The organism is Klebsiella sp. Lac1, assembly GCF_009825425.1.
GTDB classification, from domain to species: Bacteria; Pseudomonadota; Gammaproteobacteria; order Enterobacterales; family Enterobacteriaceae; genus Klebsiella; species Klebsiella electrica.
Genome location: NZ_VJZJ01000004.1, coordinates 25,823 through 52,299 on the forward strand (window position 1 = coordinate 25,823; position 26,477 = coordinate 52,299).

Sequence of the window (26,477 nt, forward strand, 5' to 3'; positions counted from 1 at the left end):
CCACTTATTGAAGCGTAGTTCGGGCTATAAAGATGTCAAAGAAAAGCCTGAGCTCTTAAGCGCTCTCCTGGTATTCCGGCATACGAGTTAATTCATCTTCCATAATCTCACGGGCGGCGCGGACACATTTACCACATTGATTTCCAACAGGAATGAATTTGCGCAATTGCTGAAAAGACTGTGGATGAAATTGACGTACGGCCTGACGAATTTTTTTATCGTTTACACCATTACACAAACAAACGTACATACCGACTCCCGTTCGATTTATGCTCAAAAGTGTAAATGAGAATAGTTATAATTACAATAGTGTGTTGCTTAAATAATCAAAGAGAAGCTCTTTTTGCGTCTCAACGTCATTCTGGTCGACGTTAAATGACGGGCAGCAAAAAGGGCGCCGAAGCGCCCTTTTTAATTCAGAACTAAAGAATTAGCTCAGAACTTTAGCAACAACGCCCGCACCAACGGTACGGCCGCCTTCACGGATTGCGAAACGCAGACCGTCGTCCATCGCGATCGGGTGAATCAGGGTAACAACCATTTTGATGTTGTCGCCCGGCATTACCATCTCTACGCCTTCCGGCAGTTCGATGGTGCCAGTCACGTCAGTTGTACGGAAGTAGAACTGCGGACGGTAGCCTTTGAAGAACGGAGTATGACGGCCGCCTTCGTCTTTGGACAGAATGTACACTTCAGATTCGAACTTGGTGTGCGGCTTGATTGAGCCCGGCTTAGCCAGTACCTGACCACGTTCGATTTCTTCACGTTTGATACCACGCAGCAGAACACCTACGTTCTCACCAGCACGGCCTTCGTCCAGCAGTTTGCGGAACATTTCAACGCCAGTACAGGTAGACTTAGCAGTGTCTTTGATACCAACGATTTCAACTTCTTCGCCCACTTTGATGATACCGCGCTCTACACGACCGGTAACAACGGTACCACGACCGGAGATGGAGAATACGTCTTCGATCGGCAGCAGGAACGGCTTGTCAATCGCACGCTCTGGTTCCGGGATGTAAGAATCCAGGTAGCCAGCCAGTTCGATGATTTTCGCTTCCCAGTCTGCTTCGCCTTCCAGCGCTTTCAGCGCGGAACCGCGAACGATCGGGGTGTCGTCGCCCGGGAAGTCGTACTGAGACAGCAGCTCACGAACTTCCATTTCAACCAGCTCCAGCAGCTCTTCGTCATCAACCATGTCGCATTTGTTCAGGAACACGATGATGTACGGAACGCCTACCTGACGACCCAGCAGGATGTGCTCACGAGTCTGCGGCATCGGGCCGTCAGTCGCAGCAACAACCAGGATCGCGCCATCCATCTGAGCAGCACCGGTGATCATGTTTTTAACATAGTCGGCGTGGCCCGGGCAGTCTACGTGTGCGTAGTGGCGAGTCGGGGTGTCATATTCAACGTGGGAAGTGTTGATGGTGATACCACGAGCTTTTTCTTCCGGCGCGTTATCGATCTGGTCGAATGCGCGAGCAGAACCACCGTAGGTTTTAGCCAGAACGGTAGTGATTGCAGCGGTCAGAGTAGTTTTACCATGGTCAACGTGGCCGATAGTACCGACGTTGACGTGCGGTTTTGTACGTTCAAATTTTTCTTTAGACACGGCTATATTCCTTACTATAGCGCTCTCCCCTTCAGGAGAGAGCACGGGATTTTGGTTTTAACCCTACGGCTTATTTACCACGGGCTTCAATTACGGCCTGAGCAACGTTGTTCGGCGCGTCATCATACTTCAGGAACTCCATGGAGTAAGAAGCACGGCCTTTGGTCAGGGAACGCAGCTGAGTTGCATATCCGAACATTTCAGACAGCGGAACTTCAGCGTGAATCACAACGCCAGTAACGTTGGATTCTTGACCACGCAGCATACCACGACGACGGCTAAGGTCACCGATGACGTCACCAGTGTTCTCTTCCGGAGTTTCTACTTCAACCTTCATGATCGGCTCAAGCAGAACTGGTTTCGCTTTCTTAAAGCCATCTTTGAAGGCAATAGAAGCGGCCAGTTTAAACGCCAGTTCAGAGGAGTCAACGTCATGGTAAGAACCGAAGTGCAGACGCACACCGAGATCAACTACCGGGTAACCTGCCAGCGGACCAGCTTTCAGCTGTTCCTGGATGCCTTTATCAACGGCCGGGATGTATTCGCCAGGAATTACACCACCTTTGATGTCGTTGATGAACTCGTATCCTTTCGGATTTGAGCCCGGCTCCAGCGGGTACATGTCGATAACAACATGACCATACTGACCGCGACCACCAGACTGCTTGGCATGTTTACCTTCGATATCGGTAACTTTCGCACGAATCGCTTCGCGGTAAGCAACCTGAGGTTTACCGACGTTCGCTTCAACGTTGAATTCACGCTTCATACGGTCAACGATGATGTCGAGGTGCAGCTCACCCATACCGGCGATAATGGTCTGGTTAGATTCTTCGTCAGTCCATACGCGGAATGACGGGTCTTCTTTCGCCAGACGACCCAGAGCCAGACCCATTTTTTCCTGGTCAGCTTTGGTTTTCGGTTCAACAGCGATGGAGATTACCGGCTCAGGGAATTCCATACGCTCCAGAATGATCGGGTGATCCGGGTTACACAGGGTGTCACCAGTAGTCACGTCTTTCAGACCGATAGCAGCAGCGATGTCGCCCGCGCGAACTTCTTTGATCTCTTCACGTTTGTTAGCGTGCATCTGTACGATACGACCGAAACGCTCACGTGCAGATTTCACGGAGTTCAGGATGGTATCACCAGAGTTAACCACACCGGAGTAAACGCGGAAGAAGGTCAGGTTACCCACGAACGGGTCGGTAGCGATTTTAAATGCCAGAGCAGCAAACGGCTCGTCATCGCTAGCATGACGCTCAGCCGGAGTATCTTTACCGTCGTCCAGAATACCGTTGATCGCAGGTACATCAACCGGGGATGGCAGGTAGTCAACTACCGCATCCAGCATCGCCTGAACACCTTTGTTCTTAAATGCAGAACCACAGGTTACCAGGATGATTTCGTTGTTCAGAACACGCTGACGCAGAGCTTTTTTGATCTCTTCTTCAGTCAGTTCTTCACCACCCAGGTATTTCTCCATCAGCTCTTCTGAAGCTTCTGCAGCGGACTCGATCAGGTTCTGGTGCCATTCGTCAGCCAGGTCCTGCATGTCAGCCGGGATATCTTCATAGGTGAAGGTGACGCCTGCGTCTTCTTCGTTCCAGTTGATGGCTTTCATTTTCACCAGGTCAACAACACCGGTGAAACCTTCTTCAGCACCAATTGCCAGCTGCAGCGGAACCGGGTTCGCGCCCAGACGGGTTTTGATCTGACCAACAACTTTCAGGAAGTTCGCACCCATGCGGTCCATTTTGTTAACGAACGCAATGCGCGGAACTTTATATTTGTTTGCCTGACGCCATACGGTTTCAGACTGCGGCTGAACACCACCAACTGCGCAGTAAACCATTACTGCACCATCAAGCACACGCATGGAACGTTCTACTTCGATAGTGAAGTCAACGTGCCCCGGGGTGTCGATGATGTTAACGCGATGCGGTTCATACTGCTTAGCCATACCAGACCAGAATGCAGTAGTCGCTGCGGAGGTGATAGTGATACCACGCTCCTGCTCCTGCTCCATCCAGTCCATGGTTGCTGCGCCGTCATGAACTTCACCGATTTTGTGGTTTACACCGGTGTAGAACAGAATACGTTCGGTAGTAGTAGTTTTACCGGCGTCGATGTGCGCACTGATACCGATGTTACGGTAGCGTGCGATGGGTGTTGTACGAGCCATTTGATTCCTCGTTTATTTCTTTAGGCGTTCAGTTAAGTTATCCAGCACGGGCGACTTACCTGAAGCGCCCGCCTGGTGACTATGACTCCGAAGGGATTACCAACGGTAGTGAGCGAACGCCTTGTTGGCTTCTGCCATACGGTGAACGTCTTCACGTTTCTTAACTGCAGTACCTTTGTTGTCTGCAGCATCAGAAAGTTCGTTCGCCAGACGCAGAGCCATGGATTTATCACCACGTTTACGAGCAGCTTCTACGATCCAACGCATTGCCAGGGCATTACGACGAACCGGACGGACTTCAACTGGAACCTGATAAGTAGAACCACCTACGCGGCGGGACTTAACTTCGACGGTCGGACGAACGTTGTCCAGAGCGACTTCGAAAGCTTCCAGTTCATTTTTACCAGAGCGCTGAGCCAGGGTCTCCAGCGCGCTGTATACGATAGCTTCTGCAGTAGATTTTTTACCATCTACCATCAGGATATTTACAAATTTTGCCAGCAGTTCTGATCCGAACTTAGGATCTGGAAGGATTTTACGCTGACCAATGACGCGACGACGTGGCATGGAAATACTCCGTTGTTAATTCAGGATTGTCCAAAACTCAAAGAGTTTAGTTTGACATTAATATAAAACGTTTGGCCTTACTTAACGGAGAACCATTAAGCCTTAGGACGCTTCACGCCATACTTGGAGCGAGCTTGCTTACGGTCTTTAACGCCGGAGCAGTCAAGCGCACCACGAACGGTGTGGTAACGAACACCCGGAAGGTCTTTAACACGACCGCCACGGATCAGGATCACGGAGTGTTCCTGCAGGTTGTGACCTTCACCGCCGATGTAGGAGGTGACTTCGAAACCGTTAGTCAGACGAACACGGCAAACTTTACGCAGTGCGGAGTTCGGTTTCTTAGGAGTGGTGGTATATACGCGAGTACATACGCCACGTTTCTGCGGGCAGGCTTCCAGTGCAGGCACGTTGCTCTTTGCAACTTTGCGTGCGCGTGGTTTGCGTACCAGCTGGTTAATTGTTGCCATTAAATAGCTCCTGGTTTTAGCTTTTGCTTCGTAAACACGTAATAAATCGCCTCATATAATATGAGGACGCAGAATTTTAGGGCGGTGCCGAAAAGGTGTCAAGAAATATACAACGATCCCGCCATTACCAGGACAACTGTCCAGGATGTTTGACCGACATTCTGACGAAATCAGTATAGCCAACCCTGACGACACTGTCCGCAATTTGACCAGCCAGCCCGCGGGCATCGATATCGTCTTGCAGAGCATGAATGGTTATGGGGGCAGACTGCAGGATTTCAAGGAAGGGCCCGCCGGCGATGGCCGCAATCACGCCATCGGAAAGCAGCAGGAGATCGTCGCCATCCTTTACCAGGCGCAGCATCGTACGGAGATCGGTATGCCACGGGGACGTGCTGAGTGTGTGGAGCATTCAGTCCTCAGAAACGCAAAATCACGTTGAAATCATCAAGCCGGGCGCGCAGCGCTTCGGGCTCAAGCCACCCGGCGTCCACGACCCACGACGTCCCGGCATTCAGGCCGCGTTCGCGGGCGGACGCTGCGCATATCCAGCACGCGTCAATATCGTACAGCGGCAAGAGTTTAAAGGTCGCGATGTAATCGCGGGCAAGCACCGCCGACGGCTGTTGCCCGGGCAGCAGTTGAAAGACGCCGTCGCCGACAAAGAACACGCCGATCTCATCGCTCAGCGCTGAAGTCGCCAGCAGCGCATCCAGGCCTTCCCGACCCGCAGCAGAACCATGCGGGGCAGAAGAAAAAACAAAGGCAACGCGTTTCATCAGAACTGCACCATCCGATCGCAGGTTAATGAGGCTTCGGCCAGCGCACCCAATCCGCTCAACGTGAATCCAGGCTGCAGATTATGACCAGGCAACCCCGCCTGCTGAGCTTCTTGTTCATCGGTGACACCGCGACGCAGGGCTGCCGCCACGCAGATGTGCAGCGCGACGGCATGATCGTCATGTAGCCGCTGCCATGCGCGGACAAGGTCAAATTCATCGCTGGCGGGCGCAGTCAGCTGGTTTGCGTTGTAGACGCCTTCACGATAGAAGAAGACACAGGCCAGCTCATGACCCTCTTGCAACACGGCCTGGGCAAACTGCCAGGCGCTGCTGGCCTGCTGCGTACCGTAGGCAGGGCCCGTCACCGTAATGGCAAAACGCATTACTTATCCAGCCCCTGGAAATCGCCGCTCTTAAACTGACGAATATAGAGATAGACCGTATGTTTGGAAATATTCAGCCGATCGGCCACCTGGTTGATGGCATCTTTGATATCAAAGATCCCTTTCTCGTAGAGATTCAGGACAATCTGGCGATTTTTAGCATTGTTGGAAACATTGCGGTCGGCATTGACTTCTTCGATAGTGAACTCAAGAGTCTGAGCGACCAAATCATCAACGGACGAGGCAAAGTTAACCTGAGAGTTCACTTCCGGCGTTTCCGGCGGAATAAAGGTGCTCATTATCTGTGAGAACGGCACATCCAGGTTCATGTTGATGCACAGCAGGCCGATGACCCGGTGTTCACGGTTGCGAATGGCAATCGTGACGGACTTCATCAGGACACCGCTTTTGGCCCGCGTAAAGTAGCACTTGGATACGCTGCTGTCGGCCCCCGTCATATCATGCAGCATGCGCAGCGCAAGATCGGTAATCGGCGAGCCGATTTGGCGCCCGGTATGTTCACCGTTGGCGATGCGGATGGCGGAGCATTTCAGATCCTGTAAAGAATGCAGCACTATCTCGCAATGGGAACCAATGAGCATCGCTAACCCGTCCACAACCGCTTCATAGGATTTGAGGATATCGAAGTCGGTCTGGTCAAAAGGACGTTGATCCAGCAGGTCAAGCTCACTGGTTTCGTTGGTTAAAAGCGACCTGGACATGAAAAAAAGCACTCCTTTTCAGGAGCCTGTCATTTTTTACACAAAACCGTTCAAGGTGCGCCACGGTGCACGTCCGAGACATTCGTCACAACGAATTTGACCAGCCGTAAGCTGGCGCGGCAAGAGGCAAACCTGTCTCTTATCCCGTCTCAGGGCTGACTCCAGTGCGTAACTGGAATAAGCGGATGCAGCCAATGCAGAGGCAGCTTGAAGGATGAGGTGTAGCTTGTCAGGGCAGGCTCATCATCATTATTAAGCTAACTAAAGTAATACAGCGCTTGAGGCACTTTCCAGTTTTAATTATATCTGCCCCAAATAAAAAAGCCGCCGCCTTTAACGGCGGCGGCGTAAACCAGATTACTTCTTCGCGTCTGCGCTTTGCGCGTCAGCTTTGGCATCAGCCGCCGCTTCAGGCTTGGCATCGGCTTTCGGCGCCGGTTTGATATCCAGCAGTTCTACGTCGAAGACCAGCGTGGAGTTAGCCGGAATACCCGGGACGCCAGTTTTGCCGTAAGCCAGATCCGGCGGGATAACCAGCTTGATTTTGCCGCCTTTCTTGATGTTTTTCAGACCTTCAGTCCAGCCCGGGATAACGCCGTCCAGACGGAAGGAGAGCGGCTCGCCGCGGGTGTAAGAGTTATCGAACTCTTTACCGTCAATCAGCGTACCTTTGTAGTTCACGACAACCGTGTCACTGTCTTTCGGTGCGTCGCCGGTCCCTTCTTTCTCAACTTTGTACAGCAGGCCAGATTTAGAGGTTTTTACGCCCTTCTCTTTTGCGAAGGTGTCGCGATAGGCTTTGCCTTTCGCATCGTTTTCAGTCGCGTCTTTTTCCATTTTCTGCTGAGCAGCAGTTTTTACGCGGGTTTCGAAGGTTTGCAGGGTCTGCTCGATTTCTTGATCGGACAGTTTACTTTTATTCGCAAAAGCGTCCTGAACACCGGCGATCAGCTGATCTTTATCCAGCTTGATACCCAGTTTTTCTTGTTCTTTCAGGGAGTTTTCCATGTAACGTCCCAGTGAAGCACCCAGCGCATAAGCAGATTTTTGATCGTCATTTTTAAATGCCGCTTTGCTATCCGTTGCAGGTGCCGTCTTCGCGGCAGCATCAGCCGCAAAGGTCAGCGGTGCATTCAGGGCGACAGCCATCGTGGTCGCCAGCAGCGTTACTTTAAACAGTGATTTCATCCATTTCTCCAGGGCCGGGGCATCTCACCCCAGGGTTATCGTAAAAAGCAAAAAAGGTACTATAAAACGTTGCAGAGCAAATCTACATACAGACCTTCCTGAATATCGCCAGTTTTCAGACTATTTTTGTATAAATAAGTTTCCTGTCTTACGCGAGGTTGCTGCGCGAAGGGTGAAAGTTGAGTAGAATCCGCTCGCGAGATAAGACAGAAGAGGTTACTCATGCACGACAGTACACTGGAGACTCGCCTGGCGGAGCTGGAAAGCCGGCTGGCGTTTCAGGAAATCACCATTGAAGACCTCAACAAGACCGTCACCGCCCATGAGATAGAAATGGCGAAGATGCGTGAACATATGCGCCTGATGGTTGAAAAACTGAAAGCCACCCAGGCATCGCATATCGCATCACAGGCAGAAGAAACGCCCCCGCCACATTATTGAGGCGTAAAAAAAGCGGGTTTCCCCGCTTGATTGTCTCCGGCAGCGCTATGTCTACCGGATTAAATACCCTGAGAATTTCGAGTCGCAGAACGGCGGCAGGCTTGAGAACTCCCGGCAGCATAGAGAACGATGTCACCGGGGTTTGAAAGCCAGGCTAACGCGCCTGCGGCTTGAAAGGCAGACGGGTATTAGTGACAGCCGCAGCCGCCGTTACCACAACCGCCTTTGCCATGTTCATGACCGTGGTCGTGATCATGGCCGTGACCGCCGCAGCAACCTTCATGATCGTGGTCATGCTCGTGGCCGTGGGCACCGTGCACGTGACCATGCTCCAGCTCTTCTGCAGTCGCTTCGCGAATCGCAACAACTTCAACGTTGAACTTCAGATTCTGGCCAGCCAGCATGTGGTTACCGTCAACCACGACGTGCTCGTCATCCACTTCGGTGATTTCAACCGGTACCGGACCCTGGTCGGTTTCCGCCAGGAAGCGCATGCCAACCTGCAGTTCATCAACGCCCATGAAGACGTCTTTAGGAACACGCTGAACCAGATTTTCGTCGTACTGGCCGTACGCATCGTTCGCGCCGACTTCTACGTCAAATTTGTCGCCCACTGCATGGCCATCCAGCGCATTTTCCAGGCCGGAAATCAGGGAGCCGTGACCATGCAGGTAGTCCAGCGGCGCGCTTACCGGAGACTCATCAACCAACACACCGTCTTCTGTACGTACCTGATAGGCCAGGCTGACCACCAGGTCTTTTGCTACTTTCATGATATCTCCTGAGCATGGGAAGAATAGTGGCGCAGATTGTAGCGGAATTCTGCAGCCGTGTACCCTCTAGCTTAAAAAAAGGCGACGGATAACGCTAGTCCGGATGAAAAATGCCAATCACTTGCTCATCTTTGCGTACGTGCTCCTGCGCCTCTTTATCCGCCTCACGCATCTGGTGGCCACACTTAACACACTCAACAATATCGACATTATTCTCACGCCACATTGCCAGAGAATCCTGCGCCTGACACGCCGGACATTTTGCGCCGGCAATAAAACGTTTACGCACTGCCATCATGATTTGCCCCTTATTCAAACTCATCCCAACCGTCAAGCTGCCTGCTCTCTTTCTGCATCTCGCGCTGGAAAATCTCTTCCAGCTCGCGGCGAGCCTCCCGCACGCGTGATATCTGCAGCGTATCAGTATTCACGGGCATTAACTCACGCAGCATACGCATATCCAGACGACGGAAGTGCAGCTGAGCACGCTGCGCCTGATGCGGATGCATGCCCAGGGTAATCAACGCTTTGCGCCCAAGCTCCAGCGCGCTGGAAAACGTTTCACGCGAAAATTGTTTCACGCCGGCCTGCAGCAATTCATGCGCCTCAACACGACCCCGGGCGCGCGCCAGGATATTCAGATGCGGAAAGTGTTGCTGGCACATCTCCACCAGCTTCATGGTATCTTCCGGCTCGTTGCAGGTGATAACAATCGACTGCGCATCCTCCGCCCCCGCCGAGCGCAGTAGTTCCAGCTGCGTCGCATCGCCAAAATAGACCTTATAGCCATATTTCCGCATCAGGTTAACCGCGCTGATATCGCGCTCCAGCACGGTGATCCGCATCTTATTGGCCATCAGCAAACGGCCAATAACCTGTCCGAAGCGGCCAAAGCCGACAATAATCACCTGCGGTTTATCGTCCTCAACCCACGGCGCTTCATCTTCCTCTTCCGGCTGGTTAAAGCGTCGGGAGAGAATTTGATCGATAAGCGTCATCAGCAACGGCGTCGTCATCATCGAGAGCGTGACCGTCACCAGCAGCAGCGCCATCTGATCGTCTTCGAACAGCCGCAGCGAGGCCGGAAGTGAAAACAGCACAAACGCAAACTCGCCCCCCTGGCTCAACACCCCCGCAAACTGCATCCGTTCCGAGCTACGCACCCCGTATACCCGAGCCAGACCGTACAGCACGAAGCTTTTTACCGCCACCAGCACGGCAACGCTTGCCGCTACCCACAGTAAGTGGGTGTAGAGCACGCCCAGATTCAATGCCATGCCGACGGAAATAAAGAACAGCCCGAGCAAGAGCCCTTTAAACGGCTCAATGGCGATCTCCAGCTCATGGCGATACTCGCTTTCAGCCAGCAGCACGCCGGCAATGAAGGTACCGAGCGCCATAGACAGACCGAGCGCGTCCATAAACAACGCCGAGCCCAGCACCAGCAGCAGCGTTGCGGCGGTGAAGACTTCCCGCACCCCGGAGCCAGCGATAAATCGAAAAACAGGTCGTAGCAGAAAACGGCCGCCAATCAGCATCCCACCGAAGGCCAGAACCTTCAGCCCGACGGTCACCCAGTTAAGATGGCCATCCCCGGAGCCAGCCAGCAGCGGTACCAGTGCCAGCGCAGGGATCACGGCCAGATCCTGAAACAGCAGCACGGAAAAACCCAGCTGCCCGGACTCGCTGCGACTCATTCCTTTCTCACGCATCAGCTGCAGCGCCATTGCCGTGGACGACATCGCCAGCCCAATACCGCCGACCACCGCCGCCTGCCAGGAAAAGCCGGTCGCCATCAGTAATCCGCCGAGAATACCCGCGCTGAGCATGACCTGCGCCGCCCCGACGCCAAAAATGGAACTGCGCAGGCGCCAGAGCTTCGCCGGATTCAGCTCCAGCCCGATGATGAACATCAGGAACACGACGCCCAGTTCGGAGAAGTGCAAAATCTCATCGACATCGCTAATAAATCCCAGCCCCCACGGGCCAATGGCAATTCCGGCAAGCAGATAGCCTAATACCGCGCCGATGCCCAGCCGGGCGGCCAGCGGTACCGCCACTACGGCAGAAAACAGAAATAATACCCCCGCTAACAGCAGATCAGCGCCCTCCATTTATGCCTCCTGCCGCGATAGGGTTCGCCAGCCAGTCGCGATACGCGCGCGCGTGATTTTTCAGGTCATCAGGCGATTGCCGGCGAGCCCAGTAGACAATAATCGGGCTCATCCAGTGCATCCGGCACATGCCGGCAGTCAGTTCAAATGGACGCAGGACATCGTTCATGGGATAGCGATTAGCATCACGTCGGTAGGCGCTCTCGGGCTCACCGGTGGTGATCACGCTACGCCAGTACTTTCCCGCCAGCTGGTTCCCTCCGGCGCCGCTGGCAAAGCCGCGGGTCAGCACCCTGTCCAGCCACTCCTTCAGCAATGCCGGGCAGCTCCACGTGTAGAGCGGATGCTGGAAAACAATCACCTCATGCTGGCGCAACAGCTCCTGCTCATGGGCAATATCGATAAAAAAATCTGGGTAGTGTGCATAGAGATCGTGCACGGTGACATTAGGCAACTGTAAAGCCGGTTCAAGTAAAACCCGGTTGGCCACGGAATCCTGGGATTCTGGGTGGGCATACAGCAGCAAAACCTTCGCTGTCTGAGACATCATTCCCCTCCCGAACGTCTTCTGGTGGCCTGTACAACGGCTGCGTCCCGACGCAACCAGAATGACTTTGTGTATCATCTTCGTTTTGGGCTACCATTGCGGCCCGGTGGAGCAATTTGCTACCACATTACATTATCATAATGACAAACTAACATAGTCAGAACATACGGCTCCTTATGATTGTTTTCTCCTCGTTACAAATTCGTCGCGGCGTACGGGTCCTTCTGGACAACGCCACCGCTACCATCAATCCTGGCCAGAAGGTCGGCCTGGTGGGCAAAAACGGCTGCGGCAAATCCACGCTGCTAGCGCTTTTGAAAAACGAGATTAGCGCCGACGGCGGCAGTATGACCTTTCCGGGTAACTGGCAGCTGGCGTGGGTTAATCAGGAGACTCCTGCGCTGGCGCAGCCAGCCATTGATTATGTTATTGATGGCGATCGCGAATATCGCCAGTTCGAAGCCGATTTACACCAGGCCAATGAGCGCAATGACGGCCACGCTATCGCGACGGTGCACGGTAAACTGGACGCCATCGATGCCTGGACTATCCGTTCGCGCGCCGCCAGCCTGCTGCACGGGCTGGGATTCAGCAATGAACAGCTTGAAAGCCCGGTCAGCGACTTTTCCGGCGGTTGGCGGATGCGTCTGAACCTCGCCCAGGCGCTGATTTGCCGTTCCGATCTGCTGCTGCTCGATGAACCGACCAACCACCTCGATCTCGATGCGGTCATCTGGCTGGAGAAATGGCTGAAAGGCTACACCGGCACGCTGATTCTGATCTCTCACGATCGTGACTTCCTCGATCCGATCGTCGATAAAATTATCCATATCGAACAGCAAACAATGTTCGAATACACTGGCAACTACAGCTCATTTGAAGTACAGCGCGCAACCCGCCTGTCACAGCAGCAGTCGATGTATGAAAGCCAGCAGCTGCGCGTCGCGCATCTGCAAAGTTATATCGACCGCTTTCGCGCCAAGGCTACCAAAGCCAAGCAGGCGCAAAGCCGTATTAAAATGCTGGAACGCATGGAGCTTATCGCCCCGGCTCACGTCGATAACCCGTTCCACTTTAGTTTCCGCGCGCCGGAGAGCCTGCCAAACCCGCTGCTGAAAATGGAAAAAGTCAGCGCTGGCTATGGCGAACGGGTGATTCTGGACTCTATCAAGCTAAACCTGGTGCCCGGTTCGCGCATTGGCCTGTTAGGGCGTAACGGCGCCGGCAAGTCGACGCTTATCAAGCTGCTGGCCGGCGAACTCCAGCCGCTGCACGGCGATATTGGCCTCGCTAAAGGCATTAAGCTCGGCTACTTCGCTCAGCATCAGCTGGAGTTCCTGCGCGCTGACGAATCGCCATTGCAGCACCTGGCTCGCCTGGCGCCTCAGGAGACAGAGCAGAAGCTGCGCGACTATCTCGGCGGGTTTGGTTTCCAGAGCGATAAGGTCAACGAAGAGACGCAGCGTTTCTCCGGTGGCGAAAAAGCCCGTCTGGTGCTGGCGTTAATCGTCTGGCAGCGCCCTAACCTTCTGCTGCTCGATGAACCGACCAACCACCTCGATCTCGATATGCGTCAGGCCTTAACCGAAGCGCTGATTGATTTCGAAGGCGCGCTGGTGGTGGTCTCGCACGATCGTCACCTGATCCGCTCTACCACCGACGATCTCTATCTGGTGCATGACGGCAAAGTCGAACCGTTCGATGGCGACCTGGAAGATTATCAGCAGTGGCTCAGCGACTCGCAGAAGCAGGAAAGCTCGTCGTCTGACGTGGCGAAAGAGAGCGGTAACAACGCCCAGGCCCGCAAAGACCAGAAACGTCGGGAAGCGGAGTTACGGACGCTCACGCAACCGCTGCGCAAAGAGATTACCCGTCTTGAGAAAGAGATGGATAAGCTCAACGCGCAGCTCGCTCAGGCGGAAGAGAAGCTCGGCGACAGCGGGCTGTATGACGCCTCGCGCAAAGCGGAGCTGACCACCTGTCTACAGCAACAGGCCAGTGCCAAATCAGGTCTGGAAGAGTGTGAAATGGCCTGGCTGGAAGCACAAGAGCAGCTGGAGCAGATGCTGCAGGAAGGCTAGAGCCGGTTATGCTAAAGCAGGGGGCATAAACGCAGCGGCGCCGGGTTATGGGAATGCGCCGTTATCTGCCCCCGGCTAAAAACCGTAACACTCATCTGCGAAGAGGCATTGCCATGGTAAAAAACACGCTTATCTCCCTCTCACTGCTTTGCGCCCTGACCCACTCCGCCTTTGCCGCCTACACCGCGAGCGAATTAAAGAACAAAGAAAACGTCATCGCTTTTTATAATAAAGCGCTGAACGATAAAGACTTTGATGCCGCAAAAATCTACCTCGGAAAGGAGTATATCCAGCATAATCCTGGCGCGAAGGATGGGCCCGAAGGCTTTCGTCAATTCATCGCCTTTCTGAAAGACAAATTCCCCGACTCTCACAGCGAGATTAAACGCGTGATTGTCGACGGCGACTATGTCGTTCTGCACGTTGCGTCCACCGGCCGCGAGCCGGGCGTCACCCGGGCGATTATCGATATTTTCCGCCTCGATGCGCAGAACAAGATCGTTGAACACTGGGATGTTATTCAGACGGTTCCGGAAAAAACCGCCAGCGGCAACAGCATGTTTTGAGCCGGTCTCACAGCCATTTGCGCCGGGCGGTGGCTGTGCCCCCTTATCGCCTTCCCGGGCTGCGGACCCTCCTTATCCCGTAAGCACTCATCATCCGGCGGCAATTTCGTGTAACCTATAGCACAGGCCGCAAGACCACATATTGGATAACCTGCGTACTTCATGCGCGGTATACTGTTTTATAAGATGATTAACTGCTCTGGTGCTATGGTAGAAATCACCCCCACAGAAATGACGCCCCCCGAAGACGACTCGCGCGAGTTCCACCCTATGCGCGGCGTGGGCAATCGTCATCTGCAGACCATGCTGCCGCGCCTGATTCGCCGTAAGCTGGGATTCACGCCGCACTGGCAGCGCCTTGAACTCCCGGACGGTGATTTTGTCGATCTGGCGTGGAGCGAAGACCCCGCCGGGGCGCAACACAAACCGCGACTGGTCGTGTTCCACGGGCTGGAAGGCAGCCTGCACAGCCCCTATGCTCATGGTCTTATCCATGCGGCCATGCAGCGCGGATGGCTGGGCGTGGTGATGCATTTTCGCGGCTGTAGCGGCGAACCCAACCGCAATAACCGCATCTATCACTCGGGTGAAACCGAAGATGGCAGCTGGTTCCTGCACTGGCTACAACGCGAATGGGGCACGGCGCCGACCGCCGCCGTCGGCTATTCGCTGGGCGGCAATATGCTGGGCTGCCTGCTGGCCAAAGAAGGCGATAATGTCCCGCTGGATGCCGCGGTTATCGTCTCAGCCCCGTTCATGCTCGAAGCCTGCAGCTATCATATGGACAAGGGCTTTTCCCGGGTTTATCAACGTTATCTGCTCAATCTGTTAAAGGCCAACGCCGCGCGTAAGCTGAAAGCCTATCCCGGTTCGCTCCCGGTCGATCTGCGCCAGCTTAAAGGCATGCGCCGCATCCGCGAGTTTGACGATATGATCACCGCCAGGATTCACGGTTTTGCCGATGCGCTGGACTACTATCGCCAGTGCAGCGCCATGCCGCGGCTCAGCGACATTACGAAACCGACGCTGATCATTCACGCGAAAGACGATCCGTTTATGGACCACCACTCCATTCCGCCACAAGAACAGCTCCCGGCAAACGTCGAGTATCAGCTGACAGAAAATGGCGGACACGTCGGATTCGTTGGCGGCACGCTGCGCAAACCGGAAATGTGGCTGGAAAGGCGTATCCCGGACTGGTTAACCCGTTGGTTGGGAGCACAAAAATGATTATTCCCTGGCACGATCTGGATCCCGAAACGCTGGATAACCTGATCGAAAGCTTTGTGTTGCGTGAAGGCACCGATTATGGTGAACATGAACGCTCGCTGGCGGATAAAGTCGCCGACGTCAAACAGCAATTGAAAAGCGGAGAAGCCGTACTGGTGTGGTCAGAACTGCACGAGACGGTCAACATCATGCCCCGCAAGCAGTTTCACGGCTAAGGCGGCACCACACATCGTTTTAATCTGGGAGTTGTTATGTCTGCCAAACATCCGGTGATTGCCGTCACGGGCTCCAGCGGCGCGGGAACCACGACCACCAGCCTCGCCTTTCGTAAAATTTTTGCCCAGCTAAACCTGCGTGCCGCTGAGGTGGAAGGCGACAGCTTCCATCGTTATACCCGCCCGGAAATGGACATGGCGATCCGCAAAGCGCGCGATCAGGGCAAACACATCAGCTATTTCGGCCCGGAAGCCAACGACTTTGGTCTGCTGGAAAACACCTTCCTTGAGTACGGGCGTAACGGTAGCGGCCAGTCGCGCAAATATCTGCACACCTATGATGAAGCGGTGCCGTGGAATCAGGTGCCGGGTACATTCACACCGTGGCAACCGCTACCGGAACCGACCGATGTCCTGTTTTATGAAGGGCTGCACGGCGGGGTTGTCACGCCGCAGTATAACGTTGCGCAGAATGTCGACCTGCTGGTCGGCGTGGTGCCTATCGTTAACCTGGAATGGATTCAGAAGCTCATCCGCGATACCAGCGAACGCGGCCACTCCCGCGAAGCGGTGATGGATTCCGTGGTCCGTTCAATGGAAGACTATATCAATTTCATCACACCGCAGTTTTCGCGCACCCATATCAACTTCCAGCGCGTTCCCACCGTCGATACCTCCAACCCGTTTGCGGCGAAGGGCATCCCGTCATTGGATGAAAGCTTTGTGGTGATCCACTTCCGCAACCTGCGGGATATCGATTTTCCCTGGCTGCTGGCGATGCTGCAGGGTTCGTTTATCTCACATATCAATACGCTGGTGGTGCCGGGCGGGAAAATGGGGCTGGCGATGGAGCTCATCATGACGCCGCTGGTGGAGCGCTTGATGGAAGGCAAAGCGATTTAAATTGAGCGGCACGACAAAACGGTGTCAACCCGGTACGCTCGCGCCACCGGGTATCTGGCATTACGCCTCCACCACCTCAAACGAGTGGGTGATGTTCACCGCTTTTTGCAGCATCAGCGCCACCGAGCAGTATTTCTCCGCCGACAGATCCACCGCACGGGAAACGGCCGCCTCTTTCAGCTCTTTGCCGGTGACGATAAAATGCAGATTGATATGGGTAAACAGGCGCGGCGCCTCTTCCCGACGTTCAGACGTCAGCTTGACTTCACAGTTAGTCACGTTGTGGCGACCTTTCTGCAAAATAGACACGACATCAATAGCGCTGCATCCGCCCGCCGCCATCAGCACCATCTCCATCGGGCTTGGCGCTTTATCTCCGGAGTTGCCGTCCATCAGAATCTGGTGACCTGACGCCGACTCTCCGATGAAGGTTAACCCTTCCACCCATTTAACACGAGCTTGCATAAAATTTAACTCCAAGGTTGCAATTTTCCTGACAGATTACGCGTACATAACAATTCTCGCAACGGAAGGCGACCTGCATCATGCTGAAGCGAGACACCAGGAGACATGCGGCAAAAGCTATGCTAAAACAGTCGGGATGCTACAGTATTACATTGATGTACTGCATGTATGCAGAGGAGTTCACATTACAGGCTGAAGAAAAATCACCAGCCCGTTTCCCAGGCATAGGGAAACAATACGATTGCATGCCCGGATGCCGTGTAGTGTCGGCACCCGGAGATAGCTTATAACAGAGGATAACCGCGCATGGTGCTTGGCAAACCGCAAACAGACCCTACCCTCGAATGGTTCTTGTCTCATTGCCACATTCATAAGTACCCATCTAAAAGCACGCTGATCCACCAGGGTGAAAAAGCAGAAACGTTGTACTACATCGTCAAAGGCTCTGTGGCTGTGCTCATCAAGGATGAAGAAGGTAAAGAGATGATCCTCTCTTACCTCAACCAGGGCGATTTCATCGGTGAATTAGGCTTGTTTGAAGAAGGCCAGGAGCGTAGCGCCTGGGTACGTGCGAAAACCGCATGTGAAGTGGCCGAAATCTCCTACAAAAAATTCCGTCAGCTCATTCAGGTTAACCCGGATATCCTGATGCGCTTGTCATCGCAGATGGCTCGCCGTCTGCAGGTGACCTCAGAAAAAGTGGGTAACCTTGCCTTCCTCGACGTCACCGGGCGCATCGCTCAGACGCTGCTGAACCTGGCAAAACAGCCGGATGCGATGACCCACCCTGATGGTATGCAAATTAAAATTACCCGCCAGGAAATCGGTCAGATCGTGGGTTGTTCCCGTGAAACCGTTGGCCGTATCCTGAAGATGCTGGAAGATCAGAATCTGATCTCCGCCCACGGTAAAACTATCGTCGTATACGGTACCCGTTAAGTCGATAAAAACGGCGTGTTGCGTCCGCAATACGCCGTTTTTGTTTCCCCTATGTGGCGCAGGCTGATTTACCACCCGGAAGTCAACTATGCACTGCGGCAAACGCTGGTGTTGTGCTTGCCGGTTGCAACAGGCCTCCTCCTCGGGCACTTACAGCAAGGTCTGTTGTTCTCGCTGGTACCCGCCTGCTGTAACGTCGCCGGTCTGGATACCCCGCACAAACGCTTTTTTAAGCGTCTGATTATTGGCGGTTCGTTATTTGCCGGCTGTAGTCTGGTTGTCCAGCTTCTTCTTCAGCAGGACATCCCGCTGCCCTTGATTCTCAGTGGCCTGACGCTGCTGCTCGGCGTAACGGCGGAGATCAGCTCTCTGCACGCCAGGCTACTGCCCGCTTCGCTCATTGCCGCTATCTTCACCCTGAGCCTCGCCGGCAATATGCCCGTCTGGGAGCCGCTGCTGATCTACGCCCTCGGGACGCTGTGGTACGGCCTGTTTAGCTGGTTCTGGTTTTGGCTATGGCGCGAGCAGCCGCTGCGTGAATCGCTGAGCCTGCTCTATCGGGAGCTGGCTAACTACTGCGAAGCCAAATACAGCCTGCTGACCCAGCACATCGATCCGGGCACTTCGCTGCCGCCGTTGCTCACGCGCCAGCAGAAGGTGGTGGACCTGATCACCCAATGCTACCAGCAGATGCATATGCTGGCGGCAAACCAGCGCAACGACCACAAGCGCCTGCTGCGGGTGTTTCAGATGGCGCTGGATTTACAGGAACATATCTCCGTCAGCCTGCACCAACCGGAAGAAGTACAAAAACTGGTGGAGCGCAGCCATGCCGAAGCGGTGATCCGCTGGAACGCGCAAACCGTTGCCGCCCGCCTGCGGGTAGTGGCCGATGACATTCTCTACCACCGCTATCCGCAACGCTTTCATATGGATAAGCAAATCGGCGCACTGGAGAAAATTGCCTGGCAGCATCCCGACAACCCGGTAGGGCAGTTCTGCGCCTGGCACTTCAGCCGAATAGCCCGGGTGCTGCGCACCCAGCGCCCGCTGTATGCTCGCGACCTGATGGCGGATAAAGAGCGCCGTCTGCCGCTACTGCCCGCGCTAAAGAACTATCTCTCGTTGAAATCGCCGGCGTTACGTAACGCCGCCCGTATCTGCGTGATGTTAACGGCCGCGAGCCTGATGGGAAGCGCCCTGAACCTGCCCAAACCTTACTGGATCCTGATGACAGTGCTTTTTGTGACCCAGAACGGCTATGGCGCGACGCGGGTACGTATTGTCCATCGGGCGGCAGGTACCCTTGCCGGTCTGGCCATCGCCGGCCTGGCGCTGCACTTTCACGTCCCGGAGGGCTATACGCTCTCCGCGATGCTGCTCGTCACGCTGCTGAGCTACCTGATTATTCGCAAACATTACGGCTGGGCGATGGTTGGCTTTACCGTGACGGCGGTGTATACCCTGCAGCTTCTGACGCTCAACGGCGAGCAGTATATTGTCGCCAGGCTTATCGATACGCTTATCGGCTGCCTTATCGCCTTTGGCGGCATGGTCTGGCTGTGGCCGCAATGGCAAAGCGGGTTGCTGCGTAAGAATGCTCACGACGCGCTGGAAGCCGATCAGGAAGCGCTCCGGCTGATTCTCAGCGACGAGCATCAGGCCCCGGCGCTGGCCTATCGCCGGATGCGCGTCAATCAGGCACATAACTCGCTGTATAACTCGCTGAATCAGGCCATGCAGGAACCCGGGTTTAACACTCATTATCTTGACGATATGAAGCTATGGGTTACCCATAGCCAGTTTATTGTTGAGCATATCAACGCCATGACCACCCTGGCCCGCGAGCATACGATGCTGACGCCGGAGCTGGCCCGACGCTATCTAGAATCTTGTGAGATTGCGCTCCAGCGTTGCCAGCAGCGGCTGGATACCGACGGCCCCGGCAGCGCTGGCGATGTGAATATTATGGAGTCGCAGGATGTGGGAGTGAGCCGTGGCCCATTAAGTACGATGGAGCAACATCTGCAGCGGATCCTCGATCATCTGAACACCATGCACACCATCTCCTCGGTGGCATGGCGTCAGCGCCCGCATCACGGCATCTGGTTACGCGCAGTTAAGCGCTAAGCACCTGCTGTACCGCCTGGGCAAAGCGGGCCATGCCTTCGGCAATATCCTTCTCGTCAATGACCAGCGAAGGGACGAAACGCATCACATCCGGCCCGGCATTCAGCACCATCACGCCCGCCTCTGCCGCGGCATAAAGAAAATCGCGAGCCCGGCCTTTGTGCTGCGGCTTAAGCTCCGCGCCAATCAACAGTCCCATACCGCGAATATCGCTGAACAGGTCAAACTGGGCGTCAATTTGCTGGAGATGCTGCACAAACAGCGCGCGCTTCGCACTCACCCCCTCCAGTACCTCCGGGGTATTAATCAGGTCAAATGCCGCCCCGGCCACGGCGCAGGCCAGCGGGTTACCGCCATAGGTCGAACCGTGGGAACCAGCGTGGAATGCGCTGGCAATATCGTGGGTGGTCAATACGGCGCTGATCGGGAAGCCGCCGCCCAGCGCTTTGGCGCTGGTAAGGATATCCGGCGTCACGCCATAGTGCATGTATGCAAACAGCGAACCGGTCCGCCCCATCCCACACTGAACTTCATCAAATACCAGCAGCGCCTGATGCTCATCGCACAGTTCGCGTAATCCTTTCAGAAACTCCGGCGTTGCCGCCATCACGCCGCCTTCTCCCTGAATCGGCTCCACGACCACCGCGCAGGTATGATCGTCCATTACCGCTTTAACCGCATGCAGATCGTTAAACGGCACATGGATAATGTCCGCCGGTTTCGGGCCGAAACCATCAGAATATTTTGCCTGCCCACCCACCGATACCGTGAACAGTGAACGACCGTGGAAGGCATTGTGGAAGGCGATGATTTTGGTCTTATACGGGCTGTGACGGGTAATGGTGTAGTGGCGCGCCAGCTTGAACGCCGTTTCGTTCGCTTCGGTGCCGGAGTTCATGAACACCACGCGCTCGGCGAAGGTGGACTCCACCAGCTTGCGACCCAGACGCAGCGCCGGCTCGTTGGTAAAGACATTGCTGGTGTGCCACAATGTTTCGCCCTGCTCATGCAGCGCCGCGACCAGAGCCGGATGACAATGACCTAACGCCGTCACCGCAATCCCGCCCGCGAAATCAACGTACTCTTTGCCCTGCTGATCCCATACGCGGCTACCTTTACCTTTGACCGGGATGAATTCTGCCGGTGCATAAATCGGCAGAATAACTTCATCGAATGTGGCGCGGGTAATTACCGGTTGCTCAGTTGCCATGTCATGCCATCCTTCTTCGTTATGCGGTCATTATTGTGATAATCTAATCACAAAATATGCATAAAAAATCAGTCAATGGCAACTACAAATCACCGATTGAGGAAGTTTGCCAGCAGCTGATGCCCCTGCTCGCTGAGAATACTCTCCGGGTGGAACTGTACCCCTTCGAGATCCCACTCCCGATGACGAATCGCCATAATCTCACCGCTTTCGCTGCGAGCCGTCACCTCAAAGCATTCGGGAAGCGTCGCGGGATCAATCAGCAGAGAGTGGTAGCGAGTGACGGTCAGCGGATTATTCAGCCCCTGAAAGACCCCCCGCCCGTTATGATGGATGGGGGAAGTCTTGCCGTGCATCACTTTCGCCGCTCGCACGATAGTGGCGCCAAAGACCTGGGCAATAGCCTGATGACCAAGGCAAACGCCGAGCAGCGGGATCTGACCGGCATAATGGGCGATCGCCGCCAGCGAAATGCCTGATTCATTCGGCGTGCAGGGTCCGGGAGAGATCACGATTTTCTCCGGCTTCAACGCCGCTATCTCCTCTAGCGTCAACTCATCATTACGCCTGACCTGCACTTGCGCCCCCAGTTCACAGAAGTACTGGTACAAGTTCCAGGTGAAAGAATCATAGTTGTCGATAAGCAGGATCATAGCGGCTCCGGAAAGAATAAAACCGGGCTATTCTACTCAGATTCTCACGCTTCGCTTACCACTTTGCGAAAGATCCGCTCAAGGGGTTCGGGATCGCCCATCGCCCCCAGCTGGTTAGCCTGGCTCCAGCTATCGGGGTCAATATCCCGCCAGTCGAGGACATAGCCGGCGTGAAGCGCCAACTGCTCAAAGAAAATCCGCTGAACCAGGCCGCTACCGATGCGAAACGGGTGCAGGACGTTGATTTCCCCGTAGTACCAGCTCAGACGCGTAACGAACGTCGCGCGACTGACTCCGCTGAGATAGTCCTCTTCCTCCAGCGCCCGCATCAGCGCATTGCCCTCTTTCTCAATCCACGCAAAATGGCAGAACGGGGTATCGCCCTGATAAATATCGACGTCTCTGAATTGCCCCGCCCAGTCGAAGATATCCTGATAAAGCTGATGATGAATAAAACAGAGGTAGGGTAGTCCGCGGCCGCGCGGTCCCAGCGGCAGCGTCGCCGCGCGCAGGGAGGTGATTTCCCAGACCGTTTGCTCCAGACGCTGCGCCTGACGAATGCCGAGGCGGTTACGCATCACATCGAGCGCAGGATAGAGGTAAGGATCGCGCTCGTCGCCATATTTACTGCTCATGGCGCCTCCCGATTTCGGCAAGACGCGCCAGTGCTTGCCCGGCAGTCAGCGTTACCAGCGGGATCGCTGCGCCTTCCAGGCGAAGGCTGGCCTGAAAATTCATATTGCGGGTCTGTTCCCAGAGTTGGGATTTTTGCTTATCGGTGAGTGAACGCATGGTCGCCTCCCTTATCGTCCCCCGTTTGCCACAAGTATAAGCAGCAATTTCAGGTTACGCAGAGAGGCCGACGAGGCGCGGGTGTGTCACCCGCGTACAGAAAGGCTTATGGCAGCACTTTCGCTGAGAGGATCACGACAGGTTTCGACGGTACATTCTGGTACGGTCCGACATTGTGCGTCTGAACCTGAGAAATCTTATCCGCCACGTCCATGCCTTTCACCACTTTGCCGAAGACCGCATAGCCAAAATCACGCTGCCCGTGATCAAGGAAGGCGTTGTCCGCAATGTTGATGAAGAACTGGCTGGTGGCGCTGTCCTGATCGGCGGTGCGTGCCATCGCGATCGTACCGCGGGTGTTGCGCAGACCGTTATCGGCTTCGTTTTTAATCGGCGGGTTCGGCTGCTTTTGCTGCATCTGTTCGTTGAAGCCGCCGCCCTGCACCATGAAGCCCGGGATCACGCGATGGAAGGTGGTGTTGTTATAGAAGCCGCTATTCACGTACTTCAGGAAGTTATCCACGGAAATCGGTGCTTTCTGGCTATTTAACTCCAGCTCAATATTGCCCGCAGACGTCGTCAGCAGGACATGAGGATCGCCTTTCGCTGCCATTGCCGGAGAGAAAGCTGAAATGGCGAAAACGGCAACCACCGCCGCCAGAGTTGATTTGAGCATGGGAATTCCTTAACGGAGCAGAATAAAAAGCAAGTGCTTTGATTCTAAAGAGCCTTGGCATCCTGGGCCAGCCTTTTACCTAATTTTACGTAGCTGAAATAGTTGTTACGACGTATGCATTGACCAGTACGCCAAATAAAAGCGATCTACATCACATTAATTAATGCAAAAAGTATTTAATTGCATAATAAACGTTTGCTTACATCACTTGAATGAATAAAATCTGTCCGCCCTGGCGCAGTCAATGCGCTTTACATTCCTATTCACAGGCCAGTCATGACTAACAGCAATCGTATCAAGCTCACATGGATCAGCTTCTTTTCCTACGCCCTCACCGGCGCGCTGGTGATCGTCACCGGAATGGTGATGGGAAATATCGCCGATTATTTCCATCTGCCCGTCTCCAGTATGAGTAACACCTTTACCTTCCTCAACGCCGGTATCCTGATCTCTATCTTCCTGAATGCCTGGCTGATGGAAATTGTGCCGCTGAAAACCCAACTGCGTTTTGGCTTTATTCTGATGGTCCTGGCCGTTGCCGGGCTGATGTTTAGCCACAGCCTGGCTCTGTTTTCCGCGTCCATGTTCGTTCTGGGGCTGGTCAGCGGGATTACCATGTCGATCGGGACCTTCCTGATCACCCATATGTATGAAGGCCGCCAGCGTGGCGCGCGTCTGCTGTTTACCGACTCCTTCTTCAGCATGGCAGGAATGATCTTCCCGATGGTCGCCGCATTCCTGTTGGCCCGCAGCATCGAGTGGTACTGGGTTTATGCCTGCATTGGTCTGGTCTATGTGGCCATCTTTATTCTGACCTTCGGCTGTGAGTTCCCGGTCCTCGGCCAAAAAGCGCAGCACAACAGCCAGCCGGTCGTGAAAGAAAAGTGGGGCATCGGCGTGCTGTTCCTCGCGATTGCGGCGCTGTGCTATATCCTCGGTCAGCTGGGCTTTATCTCCTGGGTACCGGAATATGCCAAGACCCTGGGCATGAGCCTCGCCGATGGCGGTAAGCTGGTGAGCGATTTCTGGATGTCGTACATGATTGGCATGTGGTCATTCAGCTTCATCCTGCGCTTCTTCGACCTGCAGCGCATCCTGACCGTCCTGGCGGGTCTCGCCACCGTACTGATGTACCTGTTCATCAACGGTTCGCCGGAACATATGCCGTGGTTTATTCTGACCCTCGGCTTCTTCTCCAGCGCGATTTACACCTCGCTTATCACGCTGGGTTCGCTACAAACCAAAGTCGCGTCGCCGAAACTGGTGAACTTTGTACTGACCTGCGGCACCATCGGCACCATGCTGACCTTCGTGGTAACCGGTCCGATTGTGGCTGCCAGCGGCCCGCTGGCAGCGCTGCACACCGCTAACGGCCTCTACGCCGTGGTCTTTGTGATGTGTTTAATCCTTGGCTTCGTCTCCCGCCACCGCCAGCACAACGCGGCAACGGCCTCCCACTAAGCCTTTGTTGGCCCCTTTGCCTCAGTGAAGGGGCCGTTTCGGCTAAAGCACAGCTCCTCTCCCCCTCTGTCGGTCTGAATCCAGGTCTGCGCCAGTTGCGTTGTGGCAATGACCCGTCCCTGGCGAATCGACCAGCGCACCGGCACCTGGCAGCGAACCGCTTCAAAGCCATTCTCCGCTGGCAGAATAACCAGATTCGCAGGGTTGCCCGGCGCAATGCCGTAATCGTGCAGACCAAAGGTACGGGCGCTGTTGTCGGTAATCAGCTTCAGGCCATCGTTAATCTGCTGATAGCCCATCAACTGACAAACATGCAACCCCATATGCAACACCTGCAGCATATTGCCGGTACCCAACGGGTACCACGGGTCGAAAACATCATCGTGGCCGAAACAAACGTTAATGCCCGCCGCCATCAACTCCTTCACCCGGGTAATGCCGCGGCGCTTTGGATAGTCGTCAAAGCGCCCCTGGAGGTGAATATTCACCAGCGGGTTGGCGACAAAGTTGATTCCCGAGAGCTTCAGTAACCGGAACAAGCGCGAAGTATAGGCGCCGTTATAGGAGTGCATCGCGGTGGTATGGCTGGCCGTAACCCGTGGGCCAATACCCTCTTTCAACGCCAGAGCCGCCACCGTTTCGACAAACCGCGACTGCTCGTCGTCAATTTCATCGCAGTGAATATCCAGCGGGCGCTGATACTGCTGCGCCAGACGGAAGGCGATATGCAGCGATTCCACGCCATACTCGCGGGTAAACTCAAAGTGCGGAATGGCGCCGACCACATCGGCCCCGAGCCGCAGGGCCTCCTCCAGCAAGGCCTCGCCATTGGGGTAAGATAAAATCCCCTCCTGGGGGAAGGCGACTATCTGCAAATCCACCCACGGCGCGACCTCCTGCTTCACCTCCAGCATCGCCTTTAATGCCGTCAGCGTCGGGTCAGACACGTCAACGTGCGTGCGGACAAACTGAATCCCGTTGGCGATTTGCCACTTCAGCGTCTTCCATGCCCGGGCCTTCACATCTTCGTGACTCAACAGCGCCTTACGTTCCGCCCAGCGCTCAATTCCCTCAAACAGCGTCCCGGACTGATTCCAGTTTGGCTCTCCGGCAGTTTGGGTGGTATCGAGATGGATATGCGGTTCAATAAATGGCGGAATCGCCAGCCCACCGCGGGCGTTGAGCACCTCATAACTTTCGCTGCTGGCATCGCCCATCGGGGTGATATCACCGAAGCAGCCTCTGTCTATCGCTATCTGCCAGAGCCCTTCGCGGTCAGGCAAACGTACGTTCTCAATCAACCAAAGCGGAACTGCTGTCATCTTGATGACTCCCGTGAATAGTGCCGATTTTTCGCCCAACCCATGAA

The 26,477-nt window shown here is 54.8% G+C and carries 30 protein-coding genes; 9 read left to right on the forward strand and 21 right to left on the reverse strand.

Features of this window, described 5'->3' with window-relative positions:
* Positions 1–55: 55 nt before the first annotated feature.
* The 10 genes from bfd to fkpA all read right to left on the reverse strand — a co-directional run bounded on the left by bfd (position 56) and on the right by fkpA (position 7,912).
* Positions 56–250: a bacterioferritin-associated ferredoxin gene (gene bfd / locus FNY10_RS22675; protein WP_004868381.1), complete on the reverse strand. Its 195-nt coding sequence runs from the start codon at positions 248–250 to the stop codon at positions 56–58.
* 180 nt (positions 251–430) lie between these two features.
* A complete protein-coding gene (gene tuf, locus FNY10_RS22680) occupies positions 431–1,615 on the reverse strand; it encodes an elongation factor Tu (RefSeq protein WP_047663733.1) in 1,185 nt (394 codons plus the stop codon).
* Between the two features lie 70 nt (positions 1,616–1,685).
* The gene (gene fusA, locus FNY10_RS22685) at positions 1,686–3,800 is read right to left on the reverse strand and encodes an elongation factor G (RefSeq protein ID WP_100684399.1); all 2,115 of its coding nucleotides are present in this window, start codon (positions 3,798–3,800) and stop codon (positions 1,686–1,688) included.
* A 96-nt stretch (positions 3,801–3,896) separates the two neighbouring features.
* A complete protein-coding gene (rpsG, locus tag FNY10_RS22690; RefSeq protein WP_004106370.1) occupies positions 3,897–4,367 on the reverse strand; it encodes a 30S ribosomal protein S7 in 471 nt (156 codons plus the stop codon).
* Positions 4,368–4,462: 95 nt separating this feature from the next.
* A complete protein-coding gene (gene rpsL / locus FNY10_RS22695; RefSeq protein ID WP_002920115.1) occupies positions 4,463–4,837 on the reverse strand; it encodes a 30S ribosomal protein S12 in 375 nt (124 codons plus the stop codon).
* Positions 4,838–4,961: 124 nt separating this feature from the next.
* Positions 4,962–5,249: a sulfurtransferase complex subunit TusB gene (tusB, locus tag FNY10_RS22700; RefSeq protein ID WP_131049117.1), complete on the reverse strand. Its 288-nt coding sequence runs from the start codon at positions 5,247–5,249 to the stop codon at positions 4,962–4,964.
* A gap of 7 nt (positions 5,250–5,256) precedes the next feature.
* A complete protein-coding gene (gene tusC, locus FNY10_RS22705; RefSeq protein ID WP_100684401.1) occupies positions 5,257–5,616 on the reverse strand; it encodes a sulfurtransferase complex subunit TusC in 360 nt (119 codons plus the stop codon).
* Entirely contained in the window at positions 5,616–6,002 is a 387-nt protein-coding gene (tusD, locus tag FNY10_RS22710) for a sulfurtransferase complex subunit TusD (RefSeq protein ID WP_100684402.1), read from the reverse strand. Before tusD ends, tusC begins: the two co-directional genes overlap by 1 nt.
* Positions 6,002–6,724, reverse strand: a complete 723-nt coding sequence (locus FNY10_RS22715; protein ID WP_004868391.1) for a helix-turn-helix transcriptional regulator — start codon at positions 6,722–6,724, stop codon at positions 6,002–6,004. The genes tusD and FNY10_RS22715 overlap by 1 nt, the downstream gene beginning before the upstream one ends.
* 357 nt (positions 6,725–7,081) lie before the next feature.
* On the reverse strand, positions 7,082–7,912 hold the full coding sequence (fkpA, locus tag FNY10_RS22720; protein WP_100684403.1) for an FKBP-type peptidyl-prolyl cis-trans isomerase: 831 nt from the start codon (positions 7,910–7,912) through the stop codon (positions 7,082–7,084).
* Positions 7,913–8,134: 222 nt separating this feature from the next.
* On the opposite strand from fkpA, the gene FNY10_RS22725 reads away from it, so the two are divergent.
* The gene (locus FNY10_RS22725) at positions 8,135–8,353 is read left to right on the forward strand and encodes a protein SlyX (RefSeq protein ID WP_100684404.1); all 219 of its coding nucleotides are present in this window, start codon (positions 8,135–8,137) and stop codon (positions 8,351–8,353) included.
* A 188-nt stretch (positions 8,354–8,541) separates the two neighbouring features.
* Here the strand turns inward: FNY10_RS22725 and slyD are convergent, their stop codons facing one another.
* The 4 genes from slyD to kefG all read right to left on the reverse strand — a co-directional run bounded on the left by slyD (position 8,542) and on the right by kefG (position 11,790).
* On the reverse strand, positions 8,542–9,126 hold the full coding sequence (slyD, locus tag FNY10_RS22730; protein ID WP_160704341.1) for a peptidylprolyl isomerase: 585 nt from the start codon (positions 9,124–9,126) through the stop codon (positions 8,542–8,544).
* Between the two features lie 94 nt (positions 9,127–9,220).
* Positions 9,221–9,421 (reverse strand): YheV family putative zinc ribbon protein, encoded by a 201-nt coding sequence (locus FNY10_RS22735; protein WP_015585624.1) that lies wholly within the window; start codon positions 9,419–9,421, stop codon positions 9,221–9,223.
* Positions 9,422–9,434: 13 nt separating this feature from the next.
* On the reverse strand, positions 9,435–11,240 hold the full coding sequence (gene kefB / locus FNY10_RS22740; protein ID WP_160704339.1) for a glutathione-regulated potassium-efflux system protein KefB: 1,806 nt from the start codon (positions 11,238–11,240) through the stop codon (positions 9,435–9,437).
* On the reverse strand, positions 11,227–11,790 hold the full coding sequence (kefG, locus tag FNY10_RS22745) for a glutathione-regulated potassium-efflux system ancillary protein KefG (protein WP_160704337.1): 564 nt from the start codon (positions 11,788–11,790) through the stop codon (positions 11,227–11,229). The genes kefB and kefG overlap by 14 nt, the downstream gene beginning before the upstream one ends.
* Before the next feature lie 173 nt (positions 11,791–11,963).
* Between kefG and FNY10_RS22750 the strand changes: the two genes are divergently transcribed.
* The 5 genes from FNY10_RS22750 (at position 11,964) to FNY10_RS22770 (ending at position 16,782) form a co-directional block, all read left to right on the forward strand.
* On the forward strand, positions 11,964–13,868 hold the full coding sequence (locus FNY10_RS22750; protein ID WP_160704335.1) for an ABC transporter ATP-binding protein: 1,905 nt from the start codon (positions 11,964–11,966) through the stop codon (positions 13,866–13,868).
* 113 nt (positions 13,869–13,981) lie between these two features.
* Positions 13,982–14,434, forward strand: a complete 453-nt coding sequence (locus FNY10_RS22755) for an ester cyclase (protein ID WP_100684482.1) — start codon at positions 13,982–13,984, stop codon at positions 14,432–14,434.
* A gap of 207 nt (positions 14,435–14,641) precedes the next feature.
* Positions 14,642–15,664 (forward strand): hydrolase, encoded by a 1,023-nt coding sequence (locus tag FNY10_RS22760; RefSeq protein ID WP_100684483.1) that lies wholly within the window; start codon positions 14,642–14,644, stop codon positions 15,662–15,664.
* Positions 15,661–15,879: a YheU family protein gene (locus FNY10_RS22765; protein WP_004868412.1), complete on the forward strand. Its 219-nt coding sequence runs from the start codon at positions 15,661–15,663 to the stop codon at positions 15,877–15,879. Before FNY10_RS22760 ends, FNY10_RS22765 begins: the two co-directional genes overlap by 4 nt.
* A gap of 36 nt (positions 15,880–15,915) precedes the next feature.
* Complete coding sequence (locus FNY10_RS22770) at positions 15,916–16,782, forward strand: phosphoribulokinase (RefSeq protein WP_100684409.1); 867 nt, start codon at positions 15,916–15,918, stop codon at positions 16,780–16,782.
* A gap of 60 nt (positions 16,783–16,842) precedes the next feature.
* Here FNY10_RS22770 and FNY10_RS22775 read toward each other — a convergent pair whose 3' ends face one another.
* Entirely contained in the window at positions 16,843–17,247 is a 405-nt protein-coding gene (locus FNY10_RS22775; protein WP_100684410.1) for an OsmC family protein, read from the reverse strand.
* 306 nt (positions 17,248–17,553) lie between these two features.
* Between FNY10_RS22775 and crp the strand changes: the two genes are divergently transcribed.
* Together crp and FNY10_RS22785 are read left to right on the forward strand one after the other, a co-directional pair.
* A complete protein-coding gene (gene crp / locus FNY10_RS22780) occupies positions 17,554–18,186 on the forward strand; it encodes a cAMP-activated global transcriptional regulator CRP (RefSeq protein WP_000242758.1) in 633 nt (210 codons plus the stop codon).
* 51 nt (positions 18,187–18,237) lie between these two features.
* The gene (locus FNY10_RS22785; RefSeq protein WP_160704475.1) at positions 18,238–20,316 is read left to right on the forward strand and encodes a YccS/YhfK family putative transporter; all 2,079 of its coding nucleotides are present in this window, start codon (positions 18,238–18,240) and stop codon (positions 20,314–20,316) included.
* Here FNY10_RS22785 and argD read toward each other — a convergent pair.
* The 5 genes from argD to ppiA all read right to left on the reverse strand — a co-directional run bounded on the left by argD (position 20,306) and on the right by ppiA (position 23,647).
* Entirely contained in the window at positions 20,306–21,526 is a 1,221-nt protein-coding gene (gene argD, locus FNY10_RS22790) for a bifunctional acetylornithine/succinyldiaminopimelate transaminase (protein ID WP_100684413.1), read from the reverse strand. The genes FNY10_RS22785 and argD overlap by 11 nt on opposite strands.
* A gap of 89 nt (positions 21,527–21,615) precedes the next feature.
* Positions 21,616–22,179 (reverse strand): aminodeoxychorismate synthase component 2, encoded by a 564-nt coding sequence (pabA, locus tag FNY10_RS22795; protein ID WP_131049122.1) that lies wholly within the window; start codon positions 22,177–22,179, stop codon positions 21,616–21,618.
* Positions 22,180–22,223: 44 nt separating this feature from the next.
* Entirely contained in the window at positions 22,224–22,814 is a 591-nt protein-coding gene (locus FNY10_RS22800; protein ID WP_131049123.1) for a putative adenosine monophosphate-protein transferase Fic, read from the reverse strand.
* Positions 22,804–22,971 carry a YhfG family protein gene (locus FNY10_RS22805; protein WP_100684416.1) on the reverse strand — a complete coding sequence of 56 codons (168 nt, stop codon included), beginning with the start codon at positions 22,969–22,971 and terminating at the stop codon, positions 22,804–22,806. Before FNY10_RS22805 ends, FNY10_RS22800 begins: the two co-directional genes overlap by 11 nt.
* 106 nt (positions 22,972–23,077) lie before the next feature.
* Positions 23,078–23,647, reverse strand: coding sequence for a peptidylprolyl isomerase A (ppiA, locus tag FNY10_RS22810; protein WP_004868429.1), 570 nt, complete (start codon positions 23,645–23,647; stop codon positions 23,078–23,080).
* A 276-nt stretch (positions 23,648–23,923) separates the two neighbouring features.
* On the opposite strand from ppiA, the gene tsgA reads away from it, so the two are divergent.
* Positions 23,924–25,108, forward strand: a complete 1,185-nt coding sequence (tsgA, locus tag FNY10_RS22815; RefSeq protein ID WP_160704333.1) for an MFS transporter TsgA — start codon at positions 23,924–23,926, stop codon at positions 25,106–25,108.
* On the opposite strand, the gene FNY10_RS22820 is transcribed toward tsgA, so the two are convergent.
* Positions 25,105–26,430, reverse strand: coding sequence for a cytosine deaminase (locus tag FNY10_RS22820; protein WP_131049125.1), 1,326 nt, complete (start codon positions 26,428–26,430; stop codon positions 25,105–25,107). The genes tsgA and FNY10_RS22820 overlap by 4 nt on opposite strands.
* Positions 26,431–26,477: the final 47 nt, after the last annotated feature.